Consider the following 12,069-nt stretch of genomic DNA (forward strand, 5'->3'; position numbering starts at 1 on the left):
CATCTAAAGTAGTGACAGATCTTCTTCATGGACAAATCTTCTAAACTGAATTACCAACTTGTACTTCTTTATATTTTTATAAAGACGGTGTCTATTAGTATAGCATTTAGTATAGCATAACTGCCGAATGAAGGAACATATGTTTGGATTCTATTACCATTACAGTCATACACGGGCAACCGTCATTTAAGCCGTTGTTATAGCTCTATCTTTTAAGCGGTTCGTTAGCTGTGCTCCAGACAAAAAAAGACTGCCTCATCAACGATAATACATCGCTGTATGGAGCAGTCTCCAGTATTCTACAAATTCGTTTTACTGCGGACTTCAAACACCGCAAACTTCAAATAGTGCCCCTCGTCCACACCTAGAATTTGGGGATGGTCCTTACCGGCAGCACGCCATTCTACAAGCCGCAATATTTTACCGGCGTCCTGGGCAGCCTCCTTGATCGTCTCTAGAAACAGATCCGGTCGCATATGGTATGAACAGCTTGCTGTAACGAGATATCCGCCTTCGTTTACCAGCTTCATACCGTGGAGGTTGATATCCTTATAACCGCGACACGCTCCCTTTACCGCTCCTTTGCTCTTGGCAAAAGCAGGAGGATCGAGAATGACAACATCCCATGTACGTCCACCTCCGGCCGTCAAAGGTTTTGAAGTATCCACCTTATGCTCTCCCCGGGCACGCTCTTCACGTTCCTCCACTCCCTTAACCTGTGAACGAAGAAATTGAAAAGCATCATCCACGACAAATTCGACACGGTCTTGAAACCCGTTCAGCTCCACGTTTTCTCTGGCACTATCAATGGCATGCTCGGAAATATCGAGACAAGTAACCTTCTTGGCTCCATATTTGCAAGCATGCAAAGTAAAGCTTCCCGTATGGGAAAAACACTCCAGAACGGTTGCCCCGTCCCAATAAGGGAACGTAACCTCTTTACCGCTTTTGTTTACTGGAACCTGCAACATTTGGCCGTCCCGCTCAAGTTCTTGCAGTGTAATTCCGCTCCGATCTCCCCATCCGGTCATCAGCGGCTGTATGGAGGCTCTATTCTCACGCTGATCAAAGAAATAACCTGTCTTCTGTCCTTCTTCAATATCGACTTTAATCTTCAGGCCATTTTCGGTAACTTTAACATGTCGTGGACATTCCCCATACAAGGTTCCTTTGCGCTGCTCCAAACCTTCCAGTTCCCTTACGGAAACATCACTGCGTTCATAAATACCAGCCGGGTTCATCACTTCCACAAGCGCTTCGACAATACTGTCACGGCATTGATCCATACCGAGTGTCAACAGCTGAACAACCAACACGTCAGAAAAGCGGTCAACAATCAGCCCAGGCAGAAAATCAGCTTCCCCGTACACAAGCCGGTACGCATTTTCATCACCGATAAACCGTTCGCGATGTCTCAAACAATCCTTAAAGCGGGACACAAAGAAATTACGGTCCATCTTCTCAAGCGGCTGGTAAGAGACAACTCTAACCGTAATTTGCGACTTCGGATTGTAGTAACCTGTGGCCAGAAACCGGCCTTGATGATTCATCACTTGAACCAGCTCACCAGGTACCGGATTTCCCTCAACCGATGCTATTTCACTTTTAAAAACCCATGGATGACTTTGTTCCAATCTCTTCTTTCGGCTGCGATCCAAAATGACCGATGGCATTCATACTTCACTCCCTGATTTCTTTCCCTTCGGACAATCACTGGCATGTGTGTCCGTAAGGGATCATATACGTAATTAATAAGAAAAACGTCTATCGATGTATCTTCACAGTAGAAAGACCGCGTTTAGCGGTAGTTTTTCTTGCGAGATAAGGATGCTGTTTGCTCCGAAGTTTACACATTTTATCTCTAAAACAAAGACAGACCTCACAAAGGAGAATCTCATGTTTTCAACACTCTGGTTTCCAGTCACTTACGGTCTCGTCGTGTTTTTGCTGGGCATGAAGGTCATGGAGATTTCACTTCAGCGTTTTGCTGGCCCTATGCTCCACCAATGGCTGAATAAAGCAACGTCCACGCCGTTAAAAGGAATGATGACCAGCACAGGTCTCACCGCTCTACTGCAGAGCAGTACGGCTGTCACAGTACTGGCGATTGGTTTCGCTAATGCCGGGCTCCTGAATTATGCAGGAACACTAGGCATTATTCTCGGCACCAATATCGGCACCACCCTGACAACCGAGCTGATCAGTCTTCAGATCGGACAGGCAGCATTGCCTCTGCTCATTCTTTCGCTGATGGTCTGGGCAGCAGCCGTCATTCTGAACGATCGGCTGCCATCCAGACTTATCGAGATGCGGAGCAGGTTTGAGAAGACTCAATTTCTTTGTCTCTCTTTAGCCGGATTTGCCCTTGTACTACTAGGTATACGAGTGATGCAATCCATCGGTCCTTCCCTTCAGCAGTTAGGCCTGTTCCAATGGTTCCTCGATCATGCATCACGAAGCATTTTCTGGGGAATAGTGGCCGGCGCGGCGCTCACCGCTCTAATGCACAGCAGCGCTGCTGTTATCGCCATGGCCATGAGCCTGGGAGTAAGCGGTGTACTGCCTCCTATTCTCGGGGTTGCCATAGTGCTTGGCGCAAATGTCGGCACATGTGTAACCACCCTTATCGCTGCAATCGGCAGCACCCAGGCTGGACGTTTTGTAGCCTGGTCGCATTTAGGGCTAAATATAGGCGGAGCGCTGCTCTTTGCACCCTTTATCGGAACGCTTACGACCGTTTCCGGCTGGCTTGCAGCAAATCCGGGTAGCCAAATCGCCCATGCTCAGACCATTTTTAACGTCGTCTGCTCCCTGCTCGCCCTGCCGCTATGTTATCTGCCTTTTTGGCAGAAAGCTTCTAAATTCATCTAAACACTGATCTTTAGAAGCTCCAATGCCTTACGCAGGATGACATCGTTATTACCGTAACCGCTCTGGCACTGTTTTTTCCAAGCCGCTTGAGGCTCGTACCAGTCGACCCCGTTAATCTCCTCAATCTGAGGTTTCAAGGTACCTTCTCCGGCTTCTACTAAATAATAGTGTACTTCCTTATCGACTACTCCGTACTCGGGATGATTGTATTTATAAGCAATAATATCGACGTGGGAAATAATTTCACCGACAATTCCGGTCTCTTCCCATATTTCGCGTAGAGCCGTTTCCTCTACAGTTTCACCGGCCTCCATCTTGCCCTTGGCTAAAGAAGTTTTTCCATAACGATCTTGAATCAGCTGAATTTGAAGTGCTCCGTCCTTTTGACGGTACACAACACCACCTGCGGAAATTTCTTTTCGATTCATATCTGCATCCTCCTTCATGTACAACAAGGATTTCACCTCCTTTAACGGAAATGAAATCCTTGTCAGGTATGGCAGCCGTCTTTTGTACAATTTACTGGGCAGCAGCCGTCATTCCGTTTTCGATGACACTAACTAGCTCGCCTTCGCACTCATTCACTCCAGCTTTGGTTACCTTCACACGGCATACTTGTCCCTCAAGTTCAGGACTGCCATTGAAGACAAGCTGCAGGTAGTTTTCACTATATCCTTGCATTTTTCCACCATTTGGCGATCCTTTATATTCCCGTTCAGGAATAACCTCAAGCACCTGACCTACAAATTGCTCTGCGTAGGCAAGCTGCAGCTGCTCAGATAAATCAATCAGATCGTGAACACGCGCATTTTTTACTTCTTCATCCACTTGATCCTCCATACGCGCTGCCGGAGTCCCCGTCCGTTTGGAGTAAGGGAACACGTGCATTTCAGAAAATCCGATTTCCTTCATCAGCTCATAGCCATTCTGGAACATTTCGTCGGTTTCACCTGGGAAACCTACAATAACGTCCGTTGTAATAGCCAGATCAGGCATTGCTTGACGAATCAACTTCATCTTGGTTAGGAACTCTTCCGTCGTGTATTTACGTCTCATACGCTTCAATACCGTATCGTCCCCTGCTTGGAGCGGAATGTGTAGGTGACGGCACATCTTAGAAGATTTATTCAGCACTTCGAGCATCTTGTCGTCGATTTGGCTTGCCTCAATGGAACTGATCCGAATACGTTCAAGGCCTTCTACACGATCCAGATCCCACAGAAGATCAGATAAACAGTAGTCCTCCATATCATCGCCGTATCCTCCGGTATGAATACCGGTCAGCACGATCTCTTTGTAACCGGCTCTAACGAGCTGTTCAGCCTGTTGGATGATACTCTTCGGATCACGACTGCGCGACAGACCACGAGACCATGGAATAATACAGAACGTGCAGAAGTTGTTACAGCCGTCCTGGATTTTCAGGAAAGCACGAGTACGTTCCGCGAAATCGGGCACGTCCATTTCCTCAAACGCACGGGTCTTCATAATGTTGCGGACCGCATTGATCGGTTGGCGTTGTTGTTCAATTTCGTGAACAAAACTCATGATCTTATCGCGGTCCTGATTGCCGATAACAAGATCCACGCCCGGAATACCCAAAATTTCTGCAGGCGAAGTTTGGGCATAACAGCCCGTCACTGCCACAATCGCTTCCGGATTACGGCGTACGGCGCGGCGGATCATCTGCCGGCTCTTCTTATCACCAGTATTCGTCACATGACAGGTATTAATCAAATAAACATCAGCAGTTTGTTCGAAATCCACCTGTTCGTAGCCTTCATTCTTGAAAAACTGCCAGATGGCTTCGGTATCGTAAAAATTGACTTTGCAACCTAACGTATAAAACGCTACGGATGGCATATTCAAACTCCCCCCATTTCTCCGGATTCATACAATGCGCATGCCAGCGCAGTCATTCCTGCGGTCTCACAACGCAAAATTCTGCGTCCAAGCCCGACAGAAACAGCTCCCGCTTCTTCGGCCTTTCTGCATTCTTCTTCAGTGAACCCGCCTTCGGGACCGACGAGCAGCAGCAGACTGGCGGTCGATCCCGGTTCCTGTAATGCCTGCGCTGTAAATGGCCTCAGCACGTCCCTAAGTTGGGAACCGTGCTCTTTTTCATAGCAAAAACAAACGGCGTCGTAGTTGGAAAACGTCTCCAGCAGCTTTTTCCAGGTTAGCGGCTGTTCGACCGCAGGAATCATGTTACGGTGAGACTGCTCCGCTGCTTCCTTGGCGATCTTACGCCACCTTTCCAGACGTTTACTTTCTTTCTTCGCGTCATACTGGACAATAGTGCGCTCGGATAAAAACGGAACAAATGTAACCGCACCAATTTCTGTACATTTCTGGATGACGGTTTCCATCTTGTCCCCCTTGGGCAGACTCTGAGCAATCGTCACCTTTAGGCGAGGCTCGTGATCCATCTCCATCGGCTCAACTACTACGGCAATAACACTTGTCTGTTCTATACTTTCAATCTCCACCAGAGCTTCACGGGATACACCGTCACTAACGATGAAAGTATCTCCCGGCTTGCCCCGCATGACCTTCGTAATATGTCTGGCATCTTCCCCGGTAATGTCCACGCGGTCTTCCTTGAACTGTTCGGGTGAAACGAAATATCGCTGCATATCTTTATCCTCACCTATCTCAAAATCGCCAAACCTCATCATACAACTTTTCACTCAACCTGACCAGAGAAAATCATTAGCATAAAGCTTCAAATCAGCCTCCGAACAGGGTCTTAAACATATTCAGGAAAAAGACAGATAACTTATAAGCTGCATCATAGAGCGGTCGAATCGTGTAATTTTGAAAACCCGGAATCACAATGATTAACAAGAAGATCATGATGGACCACTGCTCAAACTGCTGCAGCTTCGCGCGTACACGGCGCGGTACCAGATCTTCAACGATACGGTAACCGTCCAGCGGCGGCAGTGGAACGAGGTTAAACAGGAACAGGAAGAAGTTCAGTACGATAAAAGTATCGAAAAAGAAATGAATGCCCTGAACTGCCTTAGCGTTGCTTATTCCATCAATGACTCCAAATTGATACATACTGGCATATATCAAACATCCTACGATGCCCAGTAGGAAATTGCTGAGAGGGCCGGCAGCTGACACGATAATACCCATTCGCCGCGGATTGCTAAAGTTCTCCCGATTGACCGGCACCGGTCTGGCCCAGCCAAAACCAGCAATGAGGAGCAGGATAATACCCAGCAGGTCAAAATGAACCGTAGGGTTCAGCGTGACCCTTCCAAGCAGCTTCGCTGTCGGATCACCGAACTTGTTCGCGAAATAAGCGTGGGAAAATTCATGCAGCGTGAACGCAATAATCAAGGTTAATAAATAAAAAGGCAGCCGCTCCAGCGGATAAAACAGCAGTTGATCCAAAAATTCCATTTTTACCTCTTCCTCGCCACAAACGCAACCCAGTCATCCTCACGGTACACGTCCGCAATTTCAAAACCGGAAGAAATCAGCGCTTGCTCAACAACATCGAATTTATTCTTATAAATACCGGAAGCAATATAGCTACCTCCAGATTGTAAAGCCGCATAAACATCATCCACAAACAGAAGAATAACTTCGGCCAATATGTTAGCTACGACAACCTTTACTGGAAGCTTAACACCAAGATCCTCAAAGCCGCTTCCTTCTGTGATAACCGTGAGGAGATCACTCTCTTTAACCGTAATTCTATCCTCCATACCGTTCAGGCGCGTGTTATCCTTCGCGCAGAGCACCGCCACCGGATCGAGATCCAGTGCGAGCACCTTGGAGGCGCCCAGATGAATCGCACCTATGGAAAGTATCCCAGAACCGGTACCGACATCGATAACTTCTTCATCGCCTTGGATTACGGAATCCAAGGCACGAAGACAGAGGGAGGTCGTTGGGTGTGCACCTGTACCAAACGCCATACCCGGATCAAGCTCAATAATCCGTTCATCGGCTGATTCAGGGGTATACTCCTCCCAGGTCGGCTTGATCGTAAGCCTCTCGGAGACACGAATCGGTTTAAAGTACTGCTTCCATGCCGTTGCCCAATCTTCTTCGTTTACCGTCTTTATCTCATAACGGACATCACCTGTATCAATTCCGAACTCCGAAAGCTCCTCAACCCGCGGAGAGATTTCATTACGGATCTCTTCAAGGTTTACTTCTTCGGAGAAGTAGCCTTTTATGACCGCGTGTCCTTCAGGAATATCATTAAAAGGAACATCCCCAAACCATTCTCCATGAGGTGTATGCCGTTTCTTATTCAACGTGCCGGACTCTTCAATCGAGACACCTCCGGCTCCAGCTTCATGCAAGAAGTTAGAAATCATTTCTACAGCTTCTTCTGTAGTATGTATCGTTAATTCATGCCATAACATATTTAGGTGATCCTCCTCGTTTTTACATAAGTAATATTGTACTATACTGAGGACCCCTGTTACAAAATTTAAGGATTAATTATTTATCTCTAGAAAAACAAGGCCCCTCCAGCCGAATCCATCCCGCTGAAGAGACCTTTTGAACACTTGCCAAGAAGTGACCTGCGTACTTGCTATTTTTCGTTTTCGTTATCGTGATTATCAAACATCTCTTTGAGTTGCCGCTTGTCGGCTGCCTCACTGCGGCTTAAGGCCTCCATATCGTCTTGGTCGGCCTCTAAAGCGGAAAATTCCACATCCTCCGCTTTTGCAGACTGGAGTGTAATCAACTTTTCGGTCTTATCTGCTATTCTTCCTTTCATCTTTCTACGCATTTAGCTCATTCTCCTTCCGCTGGATTATGCTACCTACACCATACCTCCGGCATCTTCAATTATGCTCATTGCCTGATGGAATACATTCTCATCCAACACTACCGTAAGCAGAATATCCCGCCCATCCGGACCATCCTGACTTCCGTCACTCATGCCGCTCGCTGAAGGATCTACTGCACCTAATATTCCTGAGGAACGGTTGGTGAGTGAAGAGTTCAGGGTCATCGATGTCAAACTGACAATATCGCCCGTCATAGGCTGCATGGTATTGTTCAGTTCTCCACCCGGATATGCACTGAACCGGTCGATGGACATATCCGCAACTCTTAATGCCTGTAGCTTACGCGCTACACCTTGGGCTTCATCCGGGGTTTTGAAATACGCCAAAATATTTTTTTCAGTCACTAAACTCACCTGCGCTTTATCCTCTGAAATTGTTCCATCCGATGCTATACGGAACCTTTCCTAGCGTGCTTCATCCAGAGCCGTTTTATTCCGGGGCACGAGTAGCCCCGTACCTGATTCGTCTTCCAACATCCAGAGCAGGCTTGAATTAAGGGTAAAACAAAAAGCCCGGCCATTTCGGCCGAGCTTTAAGTCACAGCTATATTTAATCCCCGCGGAAAGCTTTTTTCATACGGTCAAAAAAGGATTGTTCTTGCTCATGGGTCTGCTCTCCATCCAAAGATGCGAACTGACGCAGCAGTTCCTTCTGCTCTTCGCTCAGCTTGCTTGGCGTAATAACAACCACCTTCACATGCTGATCGCCCTGCCCAAGGCCGCGCAGACGTGGAACTCCTTTTCCTTTCAAGCGGAAGAAGGTGCCTGTTTGCGTGCCTGCCGGAATTTTCAGCTTTACCTTTTCAGTCAGCGTCGGGATTTCGATTTCGTCACCGAGTGCCGCCTGAGCAAAGGTAAGTGGTACTTCACAGTAGATATCGTCTCCTTCACGTTCGAAGAAGTCATGCGGTTTCACACGGATGACGATGTACAAATCACCTGCTGGTCCTCCGCGCAGTCCACCTTCGCCTTCACCAGTCATGCGCAGTTGAGCACCGTCATCGACACCCGCTGGCACACGCACATGGATTTTACGCTGTTTCTTGACTTTACCGTTACCATGACAGGAGCTGCAGCGCTCCTTAATGATTTTGCCGGTGCCGTTACAATTGGAACAAGCACGCCGGTTCACCATGCGACCAAACGGCGTGTTCTGTGCAACCTCCTGCTGGCCGCTACCATGGCAGACACCGCAGGTTTGCGGTTTCGTACCCGGCTTCGCGCCGGAGCCGTCACAGGTATCACACGTTTCCGTTCTCGGAATCGTAATGTCTGTTTCTTTTCCGAAGACAGCCTCTTTGAACTCGACGGTCATCGTGTACTGCAAATCGTTCCCCCGCTGTGGTGCGTTCGGGTCACGGCGTCCACCGCCGCCGAAGAACATATCAAAAATATCTCCAAATCCTCCGCCGAAGTCGCCGGAGAAACCACCGCCGCCCATTCCCTGGTTAGGATCTATATGTCCGTATTGGTCGTAACGCGCACGATTCTGGCTATCGCTCAATACGTCGTATGCCTCTTTAACTTCTTTGAATTTAGCTTCGGCATCATCGGCCTTGTTTACATCTGGATGATATTGACGCGCCATTTTTCGGTATGCCTTTTTAATTTCGTCATCCGATGCGTCCTTGCCAACGCCTAACACCTCGTAATAATCACGCTTTTCAGCCACGGTTCCACCCCCAATTCACTCATTACTCACAATGCTGGACAAAAGGAAAGTCAAAGTGCGGGATTCGCGCTTTGACTTTCCCTTGACTCAGATCTATTCAGATTAACCTTACTTTTTATCCTCGTCAACAACCTCGTATTCAGCATCAACTACATTATCTTTCTTCGGAGCTTCTTGAGAAGCTTCACCAGCTCCTCCAGCTTGTTCAGCTTGAGCTGCTTGCTCATACAGCTTCACAGACAATTCCTGAACGATTTGGGTCAACTCTTCGGTTGCAGTGTTGATCTCTTCCAGGTTATCGGATTCCAAAGCTTTTTTCACTTTTTCTTTCGCTTCGTTCGCTTTATCGATTTCGGAAGCGTCCACTTTATCGCCAAGATCCTTCAGCGTTTTTTCAGTAGTGTACACGAGCTGATCAGCATTGTTGCGAGCCTCAACGAGCTCTTTACGCTTACGGTCTTCTTCTGCATGAAGCTCGGCATCCTTCATCATTTGTTCTACTTCCTCATCGCTCAGACCACTCGAAGAAGTAATGGTAATCTTTTGACTCTTACCTGTGCCTTTGTCCGTTGCAGACACGTTTACAATACCGTTGGCATCGATGTCGAAAGTAACTTCGATTTGCGGTACACCGCGCGGTGCTGGAGGAATATCTCCCAGCATGAAACGTCCGAGAGTTTTGTTGCCCGCTGCCATTTGACGCTCACCTTGCAGAACGTGAATTTCAACGCTAGGCTGGCTGTCTGCATAAGTCGAGAACACTTGGGACTTACTTGTAGGAATCGTTGTGTTACGTTCGATCATTTTGGTGAAAACACCACCAGCCGTTTCGATACCCAGGGAGAGCGGAGTTACGTCAAGCAGAACGACGTCTTTTACATCCCCTGTCAAAACGCCAGCTTGAACAGCTGCACCAAGGGCAACCACTTCGTCCGGGTTAACACCTTTATGAGGCTCTTTACCGGTCAATTTCTTGATCGCTTCTTGAACAGCAGGGATACGAGTGGATCCACCTACAAGTACAATTTTGTGAATATCGTTAGGTGTCATACCTGAATCGCTAAGAGCTTGACGAGTTGGTCCGAGTGTACGTTCCACGAGGGACGCGGACAATTCTTCGAACTTCGCACGAGTCAGGTTTACTTCCAAGTGCTGAGGCACGCCGTCAGCCACAGTGATGAACGGAAGGGAAATGGTTGTTGTCAAAATACCGGATAACTCTTTCTTCGCTTTCTCAGCAGCATCTTTCAAACGCTGAACTGCAGCTTTATCTTTACTCAGGTCAATGCCTTGGTCTTTTTTGAATTCGGCAACCAGATAGTCAATGATTACTTGGTCGAAGTCATCACCGCCGAGGCTGTTGTCACCACTTGTAGCTTTAACTTCGAAGAAGCCATCGCCGAGTTCCAAGATGGATACGTCAAACGTACCGCCACCAAGGTCATATACGAGGATCGTTTGATCTTCGGATTTCTCCATGCCGTAAGCAAGTGCTGCTGCTGTTGGCTCGTTGACAATACGCAGTACTTCAAGTCCAGCGATTTTACCGGCATCTTTTGTTGCTTGACGCTGGCTGTCATTAAAGTATGCAGGAACGGTAATAACGGCTTGAGTTACGGTTTGGCCCAAATAAGCCTCGGCATCCGATTTCAGCTTTTGCAGCACGATAGCGGAAATTTCCTGAGGTGTAAATTCTTTGCCATCAATCGTTTCTTTATGGTTCGTACCCATATGACGCTTAATCGAGCTGATTGTACGGTCAGGGTTGGTGATCGCTTGACGCTTCGCTGTGTCACCGACAACGCGTTCGCCGTCTTTCTTAAAACCTACAACCGATGGGGTTGTGCGTGCGCCTTCCGGGTTCGGAATGACAACAGCTTCGCCGCCCTCCATTACCGCTACACAAGAGTTGGTAGTACCTAAGTCAATACCGATTACTTTGCTCATGAGATAATATCCTCCTTCATATTTCACACACTGAAAAGGGTGTGTGGTTCATTACAGTTATGATTTATTTAAAGTCGACAATGGATAAAGCCTATTACATGCTTACCTTAACCATAGCCGGTCGAAGCACCTTGTCTTTCAGCATATAGCCTTTTTGAACTTCCTCAACGACGATACCTTCCTCATAATCATCGCTCTCCACCTGCATGATTGCTTGATGAAATTCAGGATTGAACGGTTGACCAACACTGTTCATAGCTGTTAGGCCTTCCGTATTCAACACCGTTTCAAGCTGACGGAAGATCATGCTTACACCTTTTGAGAATGACTCAAATTCCGGATTATCCTCTGAAGCGGCTAATGCGCGCTCAAAGTTGTCGAATACCGGCAAGAGCTCGGTAACCAACTTGGAAGAAGCATATTTAGCCAACTCTTCCTTTTCTTTTTGGGTGCGTCTACGGAAGTTGTCATAATCAGCTTGGACACGAAGGGTGCGCTGCTGATGTTCCGACATTTCATTTCTTAGCTTCTCTATTTCAACCTGAAGGCCACCCTCTTCTGAGGAATCAACCTCTCGGGAAACATTCTCTTCGTTAGAAAACTCCTGCACCTCCGGATGTTCACCGGATTCCGATGCGGCATGATGAGTTTGTTCCATATTTTCTTCGTTTACTGGATCTTGTACTGTGTTTACTTCGTCTTTATTCAAGATGCCTTCCACCTCCTAATATTCATAAACTCATATTTGTGTGTT

Annotated in this window: 12 protein-coding genes; 1 reads left to right on the forward strand and 11 read right to left on the reverse strand. The window is 47.5% G+C overall.

Annotated features, from left to right (window positions below; all coding sequences use genetic code 11):
• Positions 1-299: 299 nt before the first annotated feature.
• Positions 300-1,673, reverse strand: coding sequence for a class I SAM-dependent rRNA methyltransferase (locus AC2TF5_RS19915; protein WP_491298886.1), 1,374 nt, complete (start codon positions 1,671-1,673; stop codon positions 300-302).
• Positions 1,674-1,896: 223 nt separating this feature from the next.
• Between AC2TF5_RS19915 and AC2TF5_RS19920 the strand changes: the two genes are divergently transcribed.
• Positions 1,897-2,871 (forward strand): Na/Pi cotransporter family protein, encoded by a 975-nt coding sequence (locus AC2TF5_RS19920; RefSeq protein ID WP_491298887.1) that lies wholly within the window; start codon positions 1,897-1,899, stop codon positions 2,869-2,871.
• Here the strand turns inward: AC2TF5_RS19920 and AC2TF5_RS19925 are convergent.
• From AC2TF5_RS19925 to grpE, 10 genes are all read right to left on the reverse strand, one after another.
• Positions 2,868-3,299, reverse strand: a complete 432-nt coding sequence (locus AC2TF5_RS19925) for an NUDIX hydrolase (protein WP_491298888.1) — start codon at positions 3,297-3,299, stop codon at positions 2,868-2,870. The two genes, AC2TF5_RS19920 and AC2TF5_RS19925, sit on opposite strands and share 4 nt — an antisense overlap.
• A 91-nt stretch (positions 3,300-3,390) precedes the next feature.
• Positions 3,391-4,734: a tRNA (N(6)-L-threonylcarbamoyladenosine(37)-C(2))-methylthiotransferase MtaB gene (gene mtaB, locus AC2TF5_RS19930; RefSeq protein ID WP_491298889.1), complete on the reverse strand. Its 1,344-nt coding sequence runs from the start codon at positions 4,732-4,734 to the stop codon at positions 3,391-3,393.
• Positions 4,735-4,736: 2 nt separating this feature from the next.
• Positions 4,737-5,507: a 16S rRNA (uracil(1498)-N(3))-methyltransferase gene (locus AC2TF5_RS19935; RefSeq protein WP_491302950.1), complete on the reverse strand. Its 771-nt coding sequence runs from the start codon at positions 5,505-5,507 to the stop codon at positions 4,737-4,739.
• 94 nt (positions 5,508-5,601) lie between these two features.
• Positions 5,602-6,285, reverse strand: coding sequence for a site-2 protease family protein (locus AC2TF5_RS19940; RefSeq protein ID WP_491298890.1), 684 nt, complete (start codon positions 6,283-6,285; stop codon positions 5,602-5,604).
• A 2-nt stretch (positions 6,286-6,287) separates the two neighbouring features.
• Positions 6,288-7,262: a 50S ribosomal protein L11 methyltransferase gene (prmA, locus tag AC2TF5_RS19945; RefSeq protein ID WP_491298891.1), complete on the reverse strand. Its 975-nt coding sequence runs from the start codon at positions 7,260-7,262 to the stop codon at positions 6,288-6,290.
• A gap of 173 nt (positions 7,263-7,435) precedes the next feature.
• Positions 7,436-7,636: a YfhD family protein gene (locus AC2TF5_RS19950; RefSeq protein ID WP_491298892.1), complete on the reverse strand. Its 201-nt coding sequence runs from the start codon at positions 7,634-7,636 to the stop codon at positions 7,436-7,438.
• Between the two features lie 33 nt (positions 7,637-7,669).
• Positions 7,670-8,041 (reverse strand): hypothetical protein, encoded by a 372-nt coding sequence (locus AC2TF5_RS19955; RefSeq protein ID WP_491302951.1) that lies wholly within the window; start codon positions 8,039-8,041, stop codon positions 7,670-7,672.
• 205 nt (positions 8,042-8,246) lie between these two features.
• Positions 8,247-9,368 carry a molecular chaperone DnaJ gene (dnaJ, locus tag AC2TF5_RS19960; RefSeq protein ID WP_277883733.1) on the reverse strand — a complete coding sequence of 374 codons (1,122 nt, stop codon included), beginning with the start codon at positions 9,366-9,368 and terminating at the stop codon, positions 8,247-8,249.
• 108 nt (positions 9,369-9,476) lie between these two features.
• Positions 9,477-11,315 (reverse strand): molecular chaperone DnaK, encoded by a 1,839-nt coding sequence (dnaK, locus tag AC2TF5_RS19965; RefSeq protein ID WP_491298893.1) that lies wholly within the window; start codon positions 11,313-11,315, stop codon positions 9,477-9,479.
• 94 nt (positions 11,316-11,409) lie between these two features.
• A complete protein-coding gene (gene grpE / locus AC2TF5_RS19970) occupies positions 11,410-12,024 on the reverse strand; it encodes a nucleotide exchange factor GrpE (RefSeq protein WP_491298894.1) in 615 nt (204 codons plus the stop codon).
• Positions 12,025-12,069: the final 45 nt, after the last annotated feature.

This window comes from Paenibacillus sp. JNUCC 34, from assembly GCF_058269055.1.